The 19,854-nt window shown below is 33.1% G+C and carries 10 protein-coding genes and 1 tRNA gene; 6 read left to right on the top strand and 5 right to left on the bottom strand.

Features of this window, described 5'->3' with window-relative positions; translation table 11 throughout:
- The first annotated feature begins 6 nt into the window (after positions 1-6).
- From LL966_RS10220 to LL966_RS10195, 6 genes are all read left to right on the top strand, one after another.
- Positions 7-987 carry a glycoside hydrolase family 43 protein gene (locus LL966_RS10220; protein ID WP_229352892.1) on the top strand — a complete coding sequence of 327 codons (981 nt, stop codon included), beginning with the start codon at positions 7-9 and terminating at the stop codon, positions 985-987.
- Between the two features lie 602 nt (positions 988-1,589).
- The gene (locus tag LL966_RS10215; RefSeq protein ID WP_229352890.1) at positions 1,590-4,730 is read left to right on the top strand and encodes a SusC/RagA family TonB-linked outer membrane protein; all 3,141 of its coding nucleotides are present in this window, start codon (positions 1,590-1,592) and stop codon (positions 4,728-4,730) included.
- Positions 4,731-4,747: 17 nt separating this feature from the next.
- Entirely contained in the window at positions 4,748-6,640 is a 1,893-nt protein-coding gene (locus LL966_RS10210; protein WP_229352888.1) for a RagB/SusD family nutrient uptake outer membrane protein, read from the top strand.
- A gap of 17 nt (positions 6,641-6,657) precedes the next feature.
- Positions 6,658-7,821, top strand: a complete 1,164-nt coding sequence (locus tag LL966_RS10205; protein WP_229352886.1) for a SusF/SusE family outer membrane protein — start codon at positions 6,658-6,660, stop codon at positions 7,819-7,821.
- Between the two features lie 123 nt (positions 7,822-7,944).
- Positions 7,945-10,071, top strand: coding sequence for an RICIN domain-containing protein (locus tag LL966_RS10200; RefSeq protein ID WP_229352884.1), 2,127 nt, complete (start codon positions 7,945-7,947; stop codon positions 10,069-10,071).
- A gap of 98 nt (positions 10,072-10,169) precedes the next feature.
- Entirely contained in the window at positions 10,170-13,418 is a 3,249-nt protein-coding gene (locus LL966_RS10195) for a TIM-barrel domain-containing protein (protein WP_229352882.1), read from the top strand.
- 251 nt (positions 13,419-13,669) lie between these two features.
- Here the strand turns inward: LL966_RS10195 and LL966_RS10190 are convergent, their stop codons facing one another.
- The 5 genes from LL966_RS10190 to LL966_RS10170 all read right to left on the bottom strand — a co-directional run bounded on the left by LL966_RS10190 (position 13,670) and on the right by LL966_RS10170 (position 19,753).
- Positions 13,670-14,224 (bottom strand): REP-associated tyrosine transposase, encoded by a 555-nt coding sequence (locus LL966_RS10190; protein ID WP_229352881.1) that lies wholly within the window; start codon positions 14,222-14,224, stop codon positions 13,670-13,672.
- A gap of 324 nt (positions 14,225-14,548) precedes the next feature.
- Positions 14,549-14,633: transfer RNA gene (locus tag LL966_RS10185), tRNA-Ser, on the bottom strand.
- Positions 14,634-15,187: 554 nt separating this feature from the next.
- Positions 15,188-15,493 carry a hypothetical protein gene (locus tag LL966_RS10180; RefSeq protein WP_229352879.1) on the bottom strand — a complete coding sequence of 102 codons (306 nt, stop codon included), beginning with the start codon at positions 15,491-15,493 and terminating at the stop codon, positions 15,188-15,190.
- A 239-nt stretch (positions 15,494-15,732) separates the two neighbouring features.
- Complete coding sequence (locus LL966_RS10175) at positions 15,733-16,824, bottom strand: hypothetical protein (protein ID WP_229352878.1); 1,092 nt, start codon at positions 16,822-16,824, stop codon at positions 15,733-15,735.
- Positions 16,825-16,828: 4 nt separating this feature from the next.
- Positions 16,829-19,753: an ATP-binding protein gene (locus LL966_RS10170; protein ID WP_229352877.1), complete on the bottom strand. Its 2,925-nt coding sequence runs from the start codon at positions 19,751-19,753 to the stop codon at positions 16,829-16,831.
- Between the last annotated feature and the right edge of the window lie 101 nt (positions 19,754-19,854).

Here is a 19,854-nt window from a genome sequence, read left to right as displayed (position 1 = left end):
TTAAGTATGAAAAATATATTTTATTTTCTTGTGGTTATTTCTTTTTCAAAAGCTATTGCTCAATCAGATTTGAATCAAACCAAAAACAATAATCCTATATTTAAAGGTTGGTACGCCGATCCAGAAGCCATTATTTTCGATAAAACATATTGGGTTTATCCCACTTTTTCGGCTCCTTATGAGAAACAGGTTTTTTTCGATGCTTTTTCTTCAAAAGATTTAGTGCATTGGACAAAACACGAAAAGATTTTAGATAGTTCAGCAGTAAAATGGGCGAAAAAAGCCATTTGGGCGCCTTCTATTATTAAACATAAAAATAAATATTTTCTCTTTTTTGGAGCAAATGATATTCAAAATGATAATGAAGTAGGTGGAATTGGCGTTGCTGTCGCTTCAAAACCCGAAGGTCCTTACAAAGATTATTTAGGAAAACCGTTAGTCGATAAATTCTATAATGGCGCGCAACCTATTGATCAATTTGTTTTTAAAGATAAAGACGGCCAATGTTATTTAATTTATGGCGGATGGAGACATTGTAATATTGCAAAATTAAAACCCGATTATACGGGTTTTATTCCTTTTGAAGATCAAACGGTTTTCAAAGAAATCACGCCAGAGAATTATGTCGAAGGTCCTTTTATGTTTATAAAAAACAACAAATACTACTTTATGTGGTCAGAAGGTGGTTGGATAGGTCCCGATTATTGTGTGGCTTACGCTATTGCAGATTCTCCGATGGGACCTTTTAAAAGAATTGGCAAAATATTAGAGCAAGATCCGAAAATTGCTGTAGGCGCGGGTCATCATTCTATTATAAAAATACCCAATTCTGAAAAATATTACATTGTGTACCACAGAAGACCGCTTACTGAAACTCATGCAAATTCGAGAGAAACTTGTATGGAAGAACTGCACTTTGATGAAAACGGTTTTATAAAACCTGTAACGATTACGAATGAAGGCGTAAAAGCACAATTCATTAAATAATGCAAAAGATATAGTTGTAAAACGTGAAGATGTAATTATTGCTTTTAATACTTATAATTTTTACCTGGAAATAATTTAAAGTAAAACATCTTTACTGTTTGCAGCTGCGTTTTCTCTTTTCTGATTCCATTTCAAATTCCATTTATAATTGAGGCGATAATCTATTGATTTACTGCTGTGATTTTTTATGAATTGATCTGAAGCATGAACTTTAGTCTAAAGGACATTTTTAAAATTAATCTTGAAAAGTCTTTTTAAAACAGAATTTTTTCATTTGCCTCTCATTTCGCTTTCAATTTGATTCATATTCCTTATTTCCAGTGTTTTCGGGTGCTCAATGAATCAATTGAACACAACTTTGAAACAAAATGGGATTAAAATAATGTTAGCATTACGCTAATTTGGTCAAAAAATAAAAAGATTTTTTTAAGAGATAAATTATGGTATCTGTAAAAAAAGGACATAATATTTTAGAATGTCTCAAAAAGTAATGCGATTCGTACCCAAACGATATTTGCATTATAAAGGAAACTAAAATGAAATAATAGAGAAATCTTTTTTATTTGAAACTAACTAATAACCAAACCAAAAAGTAAACCAAAATGAAAATTAAAACGACGTGGAAAATGTCATCCGATCATTTGAGCTTATTTGCCTGGAGTAAATTAAAGCTAAATGAAATCGGATTGATTTGCTTATTTTTTTTAATGCTCTGTGCAGGCACTACTCACGCTCAAACAGGCAATTCAAAAGATCTTATAAAGATAACGGGAACTGTTGTAGATTCAAAAGGACTTTCAATGCCAAGTGCAACCGTAATCGAAAAAGGAACTAAAAATGCGGTTTCAACAGACTTTGACGGAAGTTTTACCATTACCGTATCTTCTCAACAAGCCATTCTTGTATTTAAGTATATCGGAATGAAAGAGGTTGAGATACCTGTAAACAATTCAAAAAAGATAAATGTAACCCTCCAAGATGAAACCAGCGATCTTCAAGCTGTAGTTGTAGTAGGTTACGGAACTCAGAAAAAAGCATCGGTTGTAGGAGCGATTGCTACAATCAAGCCTTCGCTTTTACAAGTGGGAACGGCTCGTACTTTAGGAAACAATCTAGCGGGACAAGTTACGGGTATTATGGCGGTGCAAAGATCTGGAGAGCCAGGTTACGATCAATCGGATATCAAGATTCGTGGAATTTCTACTTTTAAAGGAGGAACAAATCCGTTGGTTTTGGTAGATGGAATTGAAAGAAATCTAAACGATCTTGATCCTTCAGAAATCGAATCTTTCTCTGTTTTAAAAGATGCGGCTGCAAGTGCGGTTTATGGAGTAAGAGGTGCAAACGGAGTAATTTTGATTAATACTAAAAGAGGTTTTGTGGGAACACCTACAATTCAGGTTCGAACAGAATATTCTATTCAAGAACCAACTAAGTTACCTGAGTTTATAAAAGCTGCTCCATATATGACGCTTTTAAATGAATTGGCAACAGAACAAGGAAGACCTCAATTGTTTTCAGATGATCGTATTGCGAGAACAGCCAGTAATTATGATCCAGATTTATATCCAGACGTAAATTGGATCGATGCTATAACTAAAAAATTTGCTTTTACTTCAAGAACTAATTTGAATGTTGCGGGTGGATCTGAGATTTTGAGATATGCTTTAACGGCTTCTTATTATAGTGAAAACGGTATTTTGGCAGCAGATCCCAATCAAACCTACGATTCTGAAACCAGATTAAATAGAGCAAATGTTCGTACCAATGTAGATGTAAACGTATCTAAAACGACTTTATTGAGAGTAAATATTGGGGGATTTTTACAAAACATTAATAAAGCAAATACAAGTACAGACTTTTTATTTGGTACTGCGTTCGAAACAACTCCTTTTGTACATCCAGCGATTTATTCTGACGGAAAAATTCCGAGAGTTTTTGCTAGAGAAAATCCTTGGGCTGTTGGTACACAACAAGGTTATTATAGACAGGGAGGTAGTAAAATTGAAAGTTTGGTATCATTAGAACAAGATTTAAAAGGAATTACTCCAGGACTTAAAGCAAAATTTACGTATTCATTTGACTCTTATTCAGAAAATAGAATCACTCGCGGAAAATCACCTGATTATTATAACGTTGCCACACAAAGAGATTTAGATGGAAGTTTAATTCACGGAACTGTTCAGGCATTTGGTCAAGAATATTTAGGATATAAAACAGATGCTGTATTTGGAAACAGGCGTATTTATCTGGAAGCCAATACGACATATAACCGTGCTTTTGGGAAACATGATTTAAGTGGACTTTTATTATACAATCAAGACAGTTATAATGATGGAACAGCGCCTCAAGCTTTTAAACATCAAGGTTTAGCGGGTAGAACTTCTTATACATTTGATAGAAAATACGTTGGAGAATTTAACTTTGGATACAACGGATCTGAAAATTTCGCAAAAGGAAACCGCTACGGATTTTTCCCTTCTGTAGCAATGGGATGGATTGCCTCTGAAGAAAAATTCATGGAACCTTATAAAGATGTTTTCAATAAACTAAAAATTCGTGGTTCTTACGGATTAGTTGGAAATGATAATATTGGAGGAAATAGAAGGTTTGCATACCTGACTACAATTAGTGACAATAACAATTCTGATTACTGGTTTGGAACAGGACAAGGAGTAAAATTTGAAGGAATTGAAGAAGGTCAAATCGGAGTAAATGATTTGACTTGGGAAAAAGTAGCTAAAGCAGATATTGGTATCGAATTAGGATTATTCAATATTATGGATTTGACGGTAGATGTATTTCAAGAAAAAAGAAAAGACATTTTTGTAGAAAGAAATACGGTTCCAACACAAGCAGGATTTATTAATGCACCTTGGGCCAACTTTGGAAAAATGGAAAACAAAGGTCTTGAAATTGGATTTAACTTTAATAAACAAATGACTGCCGATTTCTTTATGAGCTGGCGTTTCAACTTTACTTATGTTGAAAATAAAGTGACAGAAAGAGACGAAGCCGAAGCGGTAAAAGGAACCTACCGTTCTGGAACAGGTATTCAAAATAATACTTTATGGGGTTATATCGCAAAAGGACTTTACACAGATGAAGATTTTGCTTCACCGGGCGTACTTGCGCCAGGATTGCCAGTGCCAACTTTTGGAACATCACTTAGACCAGGAGATATTAAATATGAAGATAGAAATGGTGACGGAATCATCAGCGGTTTAGATGAAGGTTTCATTGGTGGAACAACAGATCCGCAAATTGTATATGGTTTTGGAAGTAATTTGAAATACAAACAATTCGATTTTAGCTTTTTCTTTCAAGGAATTGGAAAATCAGAAAGAATGATTGGAGGTTCTAATTTTATTCCAGGAAGTGGTACAGGTACTTTAGGAAATATTTATTCAAATTATGAAGACCGTTGGACAGAAGAAAATCCAAGTCAAGATGTGTTTTGGCCAAGATTGAGTTATGGACCAAATGCAAATAATGCCGTAGCTTCTACTTGGTGGAAAAAAGACATGAGTTTTGGACGTATGAAAACAATGGAAATTGGATATTCTCTAACAAAAGCAATGGCAGAAAAAATGTATTTACAAGGATTGAGAATTTATATCAGCGGAAACAATTTGTGGTATGTATCTAATTTTAAACTATGGGATCCAGAGTTGGATACAGGAAATGGTTTGAAGTATCCATCAACAAAATCAGTTCTTTTTGGATTATCAATTGGACTATAATTTAAAAATCAATTAAAATGAAAAATATATACATTAGAACAATATTCCTTTTTTTAGGATTATTATTATCCTCTTCGTGTTCTGATTATCTTGATAAAGAGAGTGATACCGAACTTACTTTAGACGGTGTTTTTGAAAGTAAAACTAAAACGGAGAACTGGCTGGCAGGTTGTTATTCTAGAATACCAGATCCGACTTGGGGTTATACGCGCAGTTTAGGATGGGAAATTTTTGGAGACGATATGACTCCTTCAGAAAGATGGCGTCAATACGACTGGCAAGTAATTCCATTTATTTTGGGAGATTGGTCAGTGGGTTCTCAATGGAGTCCAGGTTATTGGAATAGCCTTCCGCAAAGAATCAGAGAATGTAATTTATTGATCAAAAATATTAAACCTCTTCCAACTCAAAATTTAAACGAAGATGAGGTTCGATTAATGATTGCAGAATGTCGTTTTCTAAAAGCGTATTATTATTCTTTATTGCTTAATACCTATGGGCCAATTCCTTTTAGTCCAGATGAAATTACACCAGTAAATTACAATCTTTCAGACTTGCAAGTAGGTCAGACGCCCTACGACGAAATTGTAACATGGATTGATAAAGAACTTAGAGAAGTAGAACAGATTTTGCCGACATCATATTCTGATGGAAGAAAATTTGGACGTGCTACATCTATCATGTGTAAAGCGGTTAGAGCTAGAATGTTGCTTTTTGCTGCGAGTCCGTTGGTAAATGGAAATCCAGATTATGCAGGTCATGCAACCAAAGATGGAAAGGTGTTATTTAATCCTTCATACGATGCCAACAAATGGAGAATTGCTGCAGAAGCGAGCAAAGATTTGATTTTAAGCGCAGAAGCTGCTGGACATAAATTATATACAGAAATGAATTCGGCTGGAAAAATCGATCCATTTTTATCTTGTCAAAATTTGCATTTGGTAGAATCTAGTAAAGGAAATGCCGAAGTTTTATTTGCTCGCGTAAATGTAGAGTCAGGAGAATATGACAGACATACAGCGCCGGGTGGAGCTGGTGGAGCTGGAGGATACGGCGTAACACAATCTTTGGTAGATGCTTTTTTTACAGCAAATGGACTGCCAATAACTGATTCAAATTCTGGATATATAGAAGGTGGATATTCTGTTAATGACGGATATTGGACAAACGGTGTAACCAAATTTAATGAAGTGAAAAGTCCAGGGCTTGTAACGATGGCAGGAACTTACAATATGTATTGCAACCGTGAACCAAGATTTTATCTAGCAGTAAATTTTAATAACGCTTGGTATACAGATGGAGACAATGCAGGGAAAGATAAAGGAAGAAAACTAGAATTTTTTAACGGTGCAAAAGATAACAACAATACACATGATGCCCCTCAAAATGGATATTTAGCTAGAAAAAGAACAGATCCAACAAGAAATCCGACGATTGGTTATTTTGCTCCTCGTCACGGAATTTTATATCGATTAGGAGAAGCTTATTTAAATTATGCAGAAGCATTGAACGAAACAGATCCTGGAAATCCTGAAATATTAATCTACTTAAATAGAATTAGAGAAAGAGCGGGTATAAGACCGTATACATTGGGAGCAACCGATGCGCAAAATATTCATGTCGATAGTGATCAGGAAAGTCTGAGAAAAGTGATCAGAATGGAAAGACGAGTGGAACTTTGTACAGAAGGAATTCGTTATCACGATTTAAGAAGATGGAAACTAGCAGAAACGGTTCTGAATGGCCCTTTTTATGGAATGAATTTCAACGGAAAAACTGCTGCTGAATTTTATAAAAGAACAGCCTATCAAACCAGAGTGTATAGAAAATCATTTTATTGGTTTCCGATCTATCTGGCAGAAATTGAAAAAAATCCAAATTTAATTCAGGCTCCTTTCTGGGACAAATAACTAAAAATCAGAACAAAATGAAAAATATAAAAAATATTATCTCATTTCTAATAATGAGTTTGGTTTTGGTCTCTTGTACAGACAACGGACTCGAAAATGCGGATTGGCTTAAAGAACCTAATTTTCCCAATCCGATGACTTTAACGCTTTCAAGTAAAGAAGTGGTTTTGACTAAAGAAAAGGAAAGTGAAAATGCCATAACTTTTACTTGGACGAAAGGAAACGATAGAGGAGAAGGAACAACTTTAACCTACTTTTTCAGAATGGATATTGTAGGGAATAATTTTGGTGAAGGCGCCGCTCCAGGAACAAGTACAACCATTACAGAAGAAATTCCAGAAGGCGTTTTTACGAAATCGTATACCAATGCACAATTAAATTCTTTGTTATTGAAGAATTTTAAACGTCCTGGCGGAGTAATCACAAATCTTGAAGTTCAAATTATTGCGCAAGTTAATAATAGCAAACAGTATCAGCTTCCAGAAGTTTCTATTTCTAGTTTTGCCGTTACAAGTTACAGTCCAGGTCCATTACCGTTATTTATGGTTGGAGATGCAATAAGCGGAGGTTGGGATTACAATGCTGGAAAAAGCTTGCCTGAGAAAACCGAAAGAACAATTTACAATTTCATTGGAGATTTTTCAGTTGGTTCATTCAAAGTTATTGAAAAAGCAGGCAGCGAATTTCCATCATATGATCCGATCGCGGGGAACAAAATTGTGTACAACGAAACAAATCCTAAAACAGATGACAATGTATTCAAAGTTGCTGAATCAGGCCGTCATTCCTTCTATTTAGATATTGATCAAAAAATCTATGCCTTCGGATACGTTCCTTACGAAAATGTCTATATGGTCGGAAATGCGATAACAGGAATCGGATGGGATATTGGAAGAGCTAAACCTATGGTTTGGGATCCTAAAAACCCAGAGGTATTTACTTATAGAGGACAATTTGATGCAGGAGAATTCAAGCTTCCGTTAGAACTAGGAAACTGGAATGGTAAAAACTTAATGCCGCCATCAAATGGTACAGTCATTAAAGGACAGGCAAGTGATAACACGACAATGCAATTGATGCCAAATGGAAATCCAGATAATAAATGGATTATTGAAACTGCAGGACAATATGAATTAACTGTCAATCCAGCGAAAATGACCATCGTAATTAAAAAACTATAAAGATTTTAAAATAGAAGAAGACAAGACTTTTCAATCATTATCTATTGGAAAGTTTTGGATTCTTTTTTAGATTTTTTATAGAAAGAAAATAAGTTTTTAGAATGTTTTATAAAAAGAAAAGTTATGATACAATTTAAAATAAAAAGCTTCGGTCTTGCTGATAAAATAAGACTGCATTTTGCGTTATTGTTGGTATTCATAAGTTTTGCCAATTCAGCTCAAGCACAGACGAGTGGTAATCCTTTGTTTACAGGAGCAGATCCTGAAATTCATTACTTTAATAATAAATATTATATATATACTACTGCCATTTACGGCACGCAATTTCATGCCTATTCGTCAACTAATTTAACCAATTGGATAGACGAAGGACTTATTTTCGATCTTTTTCCAGACAGTCCTTGGTCGCAATATAACGGTTGGGCGCCTGCGGTAGTTTTTAGAAACAACAAATATTATTTCTATTACACTGCCGAAACCAAAATTGGAGTTGCTGTAGGAAATACACCAATTGGACCATTCACAGATATTGGCGCAGCGCTTATCGCAACAGATCCTTACACCGATGATATTATTGATGCCAATGTTTTTGTTGATGATGACGGACAAGCCTATATTTATTATGGAGGCTCAGGCAAAAGCAGAATGGTGGTTAGAAAACTAAATGCAGATATGGTTTCTTTAGCAACTGGACCAACCGATATTACACCTCAAAATTATACTGAAGGTCCCTATATGGTAAAGCGAAAAGGAATTTATTATATGATGTATTCTAACGGCGCTTGGTATAATGATACTTATAATGTGCAATATTCAACTTCTAATTCTCCTATGGGGCCTTGGACTTACAGGGGAAAAGTCTTAAGTTCTAATACCGAAGACAAAGGTCCAGGGCATCATGGGGTTTTAAAAATAGGCAATTGCGATGAGTATTATATCATTTATCATCGCTACGAAAATGGCACGTCGGGAGATAGAAAAATTGCCATTGACAGAATGTATTTCAACTCTAATGATTTGATTGAACCTGTTAATATGACCAATTATGGAGTTCCGCCAAGAGTTCCAGATCAATCGTGTCCAACGCAAAGTATTGTTTCGGGTGGGATTTATAAATTAACGCACAAAGGAACAAACCAATGTTTGGATGTTTATAATAATGGAAGTCAGTCGGGAACAAACGTACAGCAAAGTACAGACAACGGAAATGATGCACAACGCTGGATCGTTACACTCGAATCTGATGGTTTTTACAAACTAACACACAAAGGAACCAATCAATGTCTAGATGTTGTGAATAACAGTAATACGCAAGGTGCAAATGTACAACAGGCGACAGATAATAATAGCGATGCACAACGTTGGAAAATCGAATTAATGTCTGACGGTTATTGCAAACTGACACACAAAGGAACAACTCAGGTTTTGGATGTCGATAACAACAGCAGTCAGTCTGGCGCTAATGTACAGCAATGGTCAGATTTGGGTACCGATGCTCAAAGATGGAAAATGGATTTGATTGAAGTTCCAATTGTTTCAGGAGGTATTTACAGACTGACGCATAAAGGAACCAATCAAAGTTTAGATGTAAGCGGAGGAAGCACACAGCAAGGCGCAAATGTACAACAGCATACCAAAAACGAAACCGATGCACAGCGTTGGATCATTACAAAAGAATCTGATGGCTTCTATAAATTAACGCATCGAGGAACAACCCAAGTTTTAGATGTTGATAATAACAGCAGTCAGCCAGGAGCAAATGTGCAACAATGGTCAGATTTAGGTACAGATGCACAACGCTGGAAAATAGAATTGATGAGCGACGGTCATTTTAAACTGACTCATAAAAACACGAATCAATGTCTGGATGTGGTAAACAATCTTGCAGAACCTGGAACAAACGTGCATCAATATACCGATAATGGGAATGATGCGCAACGCTGGAAATTAGATTTAATAAAACTTTCAGGAACTTTAGGAACAAACAAAATCTCAAAATCTCAAATAGAAAACCAAAATGAGACATTAAATTCCATCAGTATTTATCCAAATCCAGTAAAAAACACACTTTTCTTTAGTTCAGATATGAAAGATGTTCAAGTTAGTATTTTCAATCAAACGGGAAGTGTAGTTATGCAACAGATAATTAAAGAAAATAGTTTGGATGTTTCAAATTTAACCACAGGAGTTTATTTGATTGTTTTTGAAAAAGATGGAACAAAAATTACCAAACAATTTATCAAAAAATAAAAGCAGAATAAATAGTAAATACTTCAAATAATCTCGTAAAAGTGATAGTTTTAGGAAATGATTTGAATATTTATTTAAGATTAATTTTAAAATAAAATATGAAAACAAAACAATTTTTAGTTGCAATTTTGAGTCTGGCGTCTTTGGTATTGGCAGCTCAGGAATACAAACCTGAAGCTAATCCGAAAGCAATTGTAGTAGCAGGAAATGCTCGATTTACAGTGCTTTCGCCACGCGTAATCCGTATGGAATGGAGTTCGGATGGTAAATTTACAGACAATGCTTCACTTACTTTTGTAAACAGAAATCTTCCCGTTCCGTCTTTTACCAAAAGAGAAAGTAAAGGTGAGCTTCAAATTGTAACTGATGTTGTAAAATTGAAATACAAAAAAGGTTCTGGCAGTTTTAACGACAAAAATTTAAGCGTAGATTTTATCGTAAATGGAAAAGCTACAACGTGGAAACCAGGTTTGGCAAATACTAAAAATCTTCTAGGAACTACACGTACTTTAGATGGAGTAGATGGTCCAGCCAAAGAATTAGAAAAAGGTATTATTTCTCGTGATGGATGGTATTTGGTAGACGACAGCGAGCGTCCGCTTTTTGATAATTCAGAATGGCCATGGGTTATGGCGCGTCCGGGAGAAAAACCGCAGGATTTATATCTTTTTGCCTATGATTCTGATTATAAAACAGCTTTAAAAGATTACACCGATATTGCTGGTAAAATTGCTATGCCACCACGTTTCGCGTTTGGTGCATGGTGGTCGAGATACAGAGAATATTCAGATACAGAATTTCGTGACCTTGTGGGCGAATTTAAAATGCATGATGTTCCGTTAGATGTTTTTGTAATCGATATGGACTGGCATATCAAATCGTTGCCTGAATTTTTCAAAAATGGACAAAGACAAAGAGATCAAGCTGGAGAAGATTCTGGTTGGACGGGTTTTACATGGAATAAAAATTTGTTTCCTTCGCCAGAAAAGTTTCTAAAATGGACAGACGAACAGCATCTTAAAACCTGTTTGAATCTGCATCCCGCTTCTGGAATTCAGCCTTTTGAAGAAGCTTACACTGAAATGGCAAAAGCAATGGGAATTGATCCATCAACTAAAAAATATGTTCCTTTTGATATTACCGATAAAAAGTTTGCAGAAAACTATATGAATCTGGTATTACGTCCAATAGAAAAAATGGGCGTAGATTTCTGGTGGCTGGATTGGCAGCAATGGGGAAATACCAAGATTCCGGGTGTTAATCCGACGATTTATTTGAATTATGTGCATTATAGCGATATGGAACGCCAGAATAAAGTGCGTCCACTAATTTTCCACCGTTGGGGCGGACTTGGAAATCACAGATATCAAATCGGATTTTCGGGCGATACACACGTTTCTTGGGAATCCTTAAATTATCAGCCTTATTTTACGTCAACTGCGGCAAACGTAGGTTTTGGTTATTGGAGTCACGACATTGGCGGACACCAGGGCGATGCAGGAACTCCAGAACTTTACACAAGATGGATTCAATGGGGCGTTTTTAGTCCGATATTTAGAACGCACGCAACCGCAGCGCCCCAACACGAAAGACGTATTTGGGCTTATCCGCTAGATAATTTCTTGATTATGAGAGAAGCGTATCAAATGCGATATGCTTTGGTTCCGTATTTATACAACGAAGCCCGAAATACTTACGAAACAGGAGTTTCTACCGTTCACCCTATCTATTACGATTATCCAAAAGATGAAAATTCATATTCAATTCCAAACCAATATATGTTTGGGCGCGATATGATTGTGCATCCAATCACAAAACCGATCGATAAAGGAAGTGTCTTTTTATCGCACGAAACTTGGCTTCCAGAAGGAAAATGGTACGAATGCAGCACAGGAAGTATTATAAACGGCGGAAAGAAAATTACAATGCCTTTTACTTTAGGAGATATTCCAGTTTTTGTAAAAGAAGGCGCAATTATTCCGATGCAGCCAAAAGTAGAAAGAACAGATGAGAAACCTTTGAACCCATTAATTTTGGCTTTTTATCCAGGTAAAAAAGGAAGCCTAAAATTATATGAAGACGAAGGAAATAACAACAATTTCAAGAAAGATGCTTTCAGTTTTACAACAGTAACTTCAGAACAAAAAGGAAACAAGACCAATATTGTGATCGGAGCTGCAGAAGGTTCATTTCCAGGAATGCTGACTGCAAGAGGTTACGAACTGCGTTTTCCATCTTCATTTCCTCCCACTTCGGTATCGGCAAACGGAAAAAATATTCCATACAGCGAAGAAGCCAAAGTTGGAAGCTGGTCTTATGCCGGAAATGATTTCGAAACCCGTATTTATTTACCAGAATCTCCAACCAATTCAAAAGTTAATGTTGAGGTACAATTTCCAGATTACGATCAGCAATTGCTTTCTGGTAAAAAAGGACAAATTAAATACATGAAAAATTTCGAAGCATTTCGTTTGTTAAATGATTGGAATGATGGATTATACAGTCCTTTCGAAATCATGTCACTTTCTCAATTTGGTCAAAATATTGAATATAATATTGGAGATATTAAAAAGCAAGTTGATGGATTTTCTAATCGTTGGAACAGCGCTTTGTTGACGATTCAATCTATTAGTGAAACCAATAAAGCATACAAACCGTATTACGAATTTCTGAAAATCTACGGAAAAATTGCTGAAAGACCTGAATTTGCAAATACTTCAGAAGAATTGCAATCTGATACAAAAGCAAGAGTAGAATTTGTTTCAAAAGGAACAGATAAAATATATTATACCACAGATGGTTCGGTTCCAACTTCAAAATCACAGCTTTACACCAAAGCGTTTGAGGTTACAGTTCCGGCGCGTGTCAATGCAATTGCCGTTCCATCGGGTGAAGGTTCTCAAAGCTCCGTAATTTCAAAGATATTTTACAATAAAAAGACGGGATTAAATTATAGTTTGTACAAAGGAAAATGGAGTAAAATTCCAGATTTCAGCGCATTAACTCCAGTTGAAAAAGGATTTGCTCCTGATTTTGATTTGAATAAAATTAAACACGATTCTAATAATTATGGTTTAGTTTACAACGGATTTATAAACATTCCAGAAGATGGAAAATATACATTTTATATCGCTTCAGACGATGGAAGTAAACTTTATATCGATAACAAATTACTTATTAACAATGATGGATTACACGGTTTTGATGAAAAGAAATCAGAAATAACTTTGAAAAAAGGATTGCTTCCAGTTCGTTTAGAATATTTTCAGGAAAGTTATGGAGAGGGACTTTCTGTTGAGTTTTCGTCGGAAAAAATGGCTAAAACCAGTTTGTTTCCGTCGATATAGTTTTTGAATTTTTTTAGATGTGGTTAAAAAGGATGGGTGTTTTGCTCATCCTTTTTTTTCTTATAAATAATGATTTTGAAATTTTTTATTAAATAGAAAAAGATATACTTTATTTAGTATACCCCCGATCGCGCAGATTTACTCTCAATCGTTAGCGCGGATTTGCAATCCGTACCCGCAAAGATTGGACACAATGCAAATCAAAAAAAATCAATTGTTGTTGATGTTTTCTAGAACGCAATAGATTTTTTTCAAAACAGATCTAACAAAACAACATCTAAATCATTCTCTAAGCCTGAATAATTCCTTGCCGAACTAAAATAATAATCTTCAGCAGAATTAACAGTTTTATCTTTTACGGGATTGCTATGGATGTAATCAATTTTTTGTTTAATAAATTTATTGCTGTAAATATGTTCCGCATGATAGCCATTTTGCCATACTTTATAAGTCTGGTTCTTTTTTAAATGTTCACATGACTTTTGAAAATATTCCAGCATCCATTCTCTTCTGCTTTCAGGTTCATCTATTATAGTCTGTATTATTTTTTTTGATGTAAATTTTTTAAAATCTCTAATAATATCAGATAATACAAAACCATTCGTTCCTTTGCAGAGCAAATGAATATGGCTGCTCATAATACAAAAGGCATAAATTTCTAAACCTTTATTTTCCTGACAATACTTTAAAGCATTTATTAAGATGTTTTTCTGATTTAGTCTTGTAAATATATCTATCCATCCTACAGCAGTTACAGTTATAAAATATGCTTCCTCATTGGTCCTTGCTTTATATTTTGTTGACACGTTCTTTTTTCCTATAAAAATAAAAAGTATAGCGGAAAATTTTACTTTTTATTTGTGGGGTTTTAAAGGAATTATTTTGCGGGCACGGATTGCAAATCCGTGCTATCGTTGCGGAGATAAATCCGCGCTATCGGGAGAAATTTTGTGGCACACTTTAAAAATCTTGACCTGCGCCACGAATGCGCCACGAAGATTTTGTCTGTTTTTGCAAATATTGAAAAGTGGTATAAAAGAAGAAACCCTGCAAATTGTTTAATTTGCAGGGTTTTCCGTGAATTTTAGCTTGTTTTATAAACTTTGAAAAGTTTCATTTTAAGCTCTCAGCGGAGGAAGAGGGATTCGAACCCCCGGACCTGTTACAGTCAACAGTTTTCAAGACTGCCGCATTCGACCGCTCTGCCATTCCTCCAGTATGTCTCAATCATTTTCTGATTGCGAGTGCATATATAAGGTGTTTTTTTAATTGTGAAAATTTTTTTGAAACTATTTTGCAAAGAAAATATGTTATAAAAAAAAGAAAACCCTTAACAAAGTTAAGGGTTTTAAATTCAGCGGAGAAAGAGGCTCTGCCACCTGTATCGTAAGCACCAGTAAACACTGGGTGTCATGTTATATCAAAAATAAATGGGCACTAATAGTGCACTCTTGAAATTCTTGGGTTTACTAACCTCTGTAAATGTAGGAAAAAAAATCGAGAAACAGCCGGGAAAAATTGAAAAACGTTGTGTTGTTTTTCAGCTATATGTTTAGTATTTCGATTATATTTGAAATTAATTTGATTCTTGAGGCAAGTCCTGATAAAGGTTCACATACAGATTGTATTCAGTTTTATAATTATCGTATGTCAATTGAAGCATTGTTTTTAATTCTTCCATGTTGCTGTTTTTATATTAAATATTTTCGGTTAACTTCATGATAATTGATTCTATTGTATCACCTTTTAATAGCTATAAAATCGCTTCATCATCTATATTTCAAATCACTTAACTCTCTATTTATGTCTTGTTTAAAATTAGAAACACAATCTTTAAATAATTCAATTCTAATTTTTGGTTTACTTGCATTTTTTTCTAAATCTTCAAGATTTTTTTCTATCGTTTGGCTTAAGTTATTTGAATATAATTTACTTATATTTTTAGAATTTATTTCTCTACGTTGCTCATCTCGTATTAAATTACTTAAATTCCGTATTGAAGATTCTGAAATGTATAAGTTGTCTATTTTGAAAAGTAGATTTTCTAAATGTATTTTTTTGTCTGCTTCTGTCATATTTCGATTTTGATAATGAAAACCTGCAATCTCGCTTAGTTTCTGTTATGCTATGTTTATATTTTTAAAATTCTTCTGCTTTTTTAAAAACATTATTTCTTTAGGTTTCTTGGAATGTTCAATCCTTTATCACATAAAAATATAAAACAGAAATCGATTTTGGATAAGGAGATGAAAACCAAAAAACTTCGGATTATGTTTGTTTTTCGGGATTTGTTTAATTCTCAAATAGATTAAAATTATATTATTTTTAATTCTTTTAAAATATCATATTTAAATTTGCTAAATGGTCTCCTATGAAAGTCGTTCGGATTAAGCTCTACCCCAAATATAAGTCTATATATTTCATTGTCTGTCAGATTTGCATCAGGAAAAGCACTTTTGAGATTTTTTAGATAATTTTCTGAATAAGTCTTTTTTATGGTTAACAAATCTTTAAGTTCAGGATGATGGGAATTATACATTTCTTCTATATAAAAATCTTTAAGAGTATTATTTATTCTGTTTTCCAATTCAGAATTATTGTTAATTCCTGTTAATTCAATTTTTAATGAATCAACAGATACTAAGTGCTTGTAGCTAAATATTACAGAATCGAGTATATTATCTTCATAAGGATGCGTATATCTTGCCAAATTTAACTCCTTTCTACCCTTTACAGAAGTATTACAAATTGAGCAACTAGGAATGAGATTGTAAAAAGATAAGGCTAATAAAGGATATTTCTCTTGTGGAAACCAATGATCAAATTGAGGGCGTATAAGTTTTCCTATTTTTCCAGAGCTTTCTGTCTTAAATTGAGAAACAATAAAGGTTCTATTGCAATAAACGCAAGAACGGATATCTAGATAAGTTGCAAGATGATAGGCGCTGTAATTGCTTGTTGGTTTATTAGCGACAAACCAACTTTCATAAGCAATAATGCCATTTAAAGTTTTGAAAACCTTTTTTATTAAAGATTTATAATTCTTTTCATCTTGATTTAATTTTTCTTCATCTTTATTAATAATTTCAACCCAATCTTGATACTTGAAATAAGGATGGATAATCTTCCAAAATTGTATATCAATGGATTGTAGTTCCAGAGGAGAGCCACAAATTAATTGTTTTAGAAAATTATCATCATTTAAGAATGAATAGATTTTTTGTGGAATATTTTTTATAGGCTCAATTTTTCCGTTACAAATACTACAAGTAGGAATTCCACAAGATCTCTTTTCTGCTAAATTATTTTTAGCATCTATTTTTTTCCATATCAAACATTTTACATTTTTGTAATGTTCTTCCATGGCAAATTTTATATCTGATTTTGTCTTGTCTATATATAGCATCTCCTTATTCTTTTATTACTTTATAGTTAAGCTTTTTAGCAAGCTCTAAGAATTCTTCTTCTTTACTTTTTTCATATGATTTCGGAAAAGTTTCGCTATACATTGCCATTAATTTATGTTTAAGTACAGGTTCTCCAATTATTTTAATAGTAGCGATACAATTACTTATATTAATTTGAAAATTTTGAGATATATATTGTTCTAATTTTTCGATTGTTTGAGACGTACTGTTTTTATTTTCAATATTGAATTCATCACTAGAGAATTTAGGAATAAAAACATTAATTTCAGATCGCAGCTTTTTACTTTGATCTTCTAGATAAGTAGCAGCTGGCTCTAACTCAATAGATTTATAGTCTAATTGTTTGAGTTTAGATATAATTTTATATATATTGAGAAATTGTATAATCTCATTAATTTTGTTTTTTGAAAATTCTCCCATAAAACCATTTTCAAGAAAGAAATCATTTGCAAGCAAATCGTGAATATTAGCGCCAAAAGTTTGTTCTGTATTGCTAATCGGAATTGATTTCTTAAACTCCATATCTAGGTTTAATCGTAGTATATTTGAAGAAGGAATATCGGATAATATAAAAGGAGAATGTGTGATAAACAAAATATTAATATTATGAATGTCATTTTCCAATTGAAGAGTTCTAATTCTGGACAATAAATTATTTATGTACGTTCTTTGCATCTCCGGATGAAAGTATAATTCAATTTCATCAAATACAATATTAATGTTGTTATATTTTAGAGTGTCCTTTTCGTACATTACAGATGAAATATTGTATAGGTGATAGGCAATTGTATTAATGGAAAATACTTGTTGTTTTTCACCAGAACTCAATTCATTGAAAGTGCCGCCATGATCAAACACGATATTTGTTTTGAAGAATGCTGGTGGTACAAGATCAATCGTAAGTAAACTAGCCTCCTCTTTAATTTCTCTAATTTTTCTAGATAATGGCAAAATCTCATTTTCTTTTTCCGGTGTGTAAATTCCATATTTTAGATAATTAATGGCTTGCCTTAGCTTGAAAGTGATGTGACTAGTTTCTTCAGATAATTTGATTAGGTACAATTCAAATTTTTTCTGATCAGAAGAAATCCAATGTGGTAAGTCTTTGAATTTTTTAAATTTAGGGTACTTATTAGCTATTTCTACTATTTTAAGAAAAAAGTATTCCTTGGCGTGATTTAAAAAAGCTAGGTCAGAATTTATCTCAAAACCAATATTATAAATTACTTTATCAATATGCTTTTGATGTAATCGCTTGTATAGTTGTTTGTATTTTTCTTTTTTTCGATTTATTTTGTCTATGTCAAATTCAAGTATAAGTTTTACAGGAATAGAATTTATTACTAATTCTGGGATGCTATTTGTTTCAAAATTAATTAAGTCTGGTTCCAAAATATTGGAGAGCATTCTTGATTTTGTCAATCCTTCCTCATTATTAACATCGATATTACCATTTTTTCTAAGAGGATTTAGAACAATAGGTGTTTGATAACTATCATTTTTGTGAAATAATGGATATATCCAATTGCCTATACTATTCGTATTTAGTGCATACAAGGAATAATTAACAACAATAGAATAACAAAAACTTTCGAGATCGAAAGTATCAAAAGTGCTCTTTGCTTCTTCCTTTTTAGTTTTTAAATGATAAGTATTATCATCTTTAAGTTCATATTCAAAAACCTCTATTGAGTCAGTGACAGAAATTTTATAAAGTTTATCCAATCTGATAAAAAGATCAGCAGAAATTTCTTCGTCAATAAGCTTTTCTGAAGTTTTTACCTTTTTTAAGAAGGCAATTTTATTAATTACTAGATATAAAAACTCCGCTATAGTGCTTTTGCCTGATCCGTTTTTTCCAACAATTGCTGATATTGAGATATTTAAATTTCCAAAACTATATAAATTAAGGTCTTCATCAGGATTATATGTAATTATATCATCACTTTTTTTATTGAATTTATAGGAATGGTAAAACTGATAAAGCTCACCTTCAGTCAGATTTTTTAAATGTTTTTGTTTAGAACTTTCTCCTTTGATCTTTTTATTTGGGCGTAAAGCAATGATTTGAAATCCTTTGATTCGCTCTTTCTGCTTTTGCTTTGCTATTATTTCTAAATTTTCAATTACGGAATCAGGTTCTATATGCGAAATAATTGAAATTGTACTCCCACTTAGTATCTCTCCTGTATATTCTTTGTTAGAGTATAAATAGGCATCCTTAACAATATTTCTAAAACTGTCGTCATTATAATATTTATCTGTGCTAAAAAATAATTTTTTGGTACATAGTTCAAAGTATTCTTTATATGTACGAGGTCTACTGTCTATTATATTGAAGGATTTTAGAAAATCGATTGTATTTCGATCCATTGGTAAAAACTCATTTGAATTGATCCAATACAAAAACATAGTAAAAGAGGCAATATCAATTCCTCTCCATTTTTTCATTAAAAGAAAATGCTTCTGCTTTAATCCCTTTATACCTTTTTCTGATATTTCTTCAAACGTTTTCCAAATTTGATTCTGTGAATCCCAACCTCTATACTGGATGATTTGAGTAATGATAGGAGAGGGACAACCTTCAAATGATGTATTATTGTCAACTCGTTTATCAGATTTAAATTCTTCCAAAAGGGAGTTAATTATATCAATGCGTTTATATCCTATTTTTGGATAATTGAAGGTTGCAAATATTTGTATAGGATCTAAGCCCCACTCAGATATTCTTGATAGCTGACTACGAAATAATCTTCCTTGATTTATCTCTGAAAATTTTGTTTTTTTAAGTCGGTTATAAAGCTCTTTTGCAGGGTTGTCAGGATACTGTTGATATGTATTTAGTAATAATTCGGCGATTAATTTATAAGCATCGTGCCAATTATTTACAAGAGAACTTTCAGTCATAATTTTTATTTTTCAAGCAGCTTAATTAAGCTTTTATGTCTATAAAATTAAGAATAAAATTCCTCTTAAAAAGTAATTTTTTATTTGATGCTCATTTATCG

This window comes from Flavobacterium chungbukense, from assembly GCF_020805785.1.
Classification (GTDB): domain Bacteria; phylum Bacteroidota; class Bacteroidia; order Flavobacteriales; family Flavobacteriaceae; genus Flavobacterium; species Flavobacterium chungbukense.
This window is presented reverse-complemented; position numbering and strand designations above follow the sequence as displayed.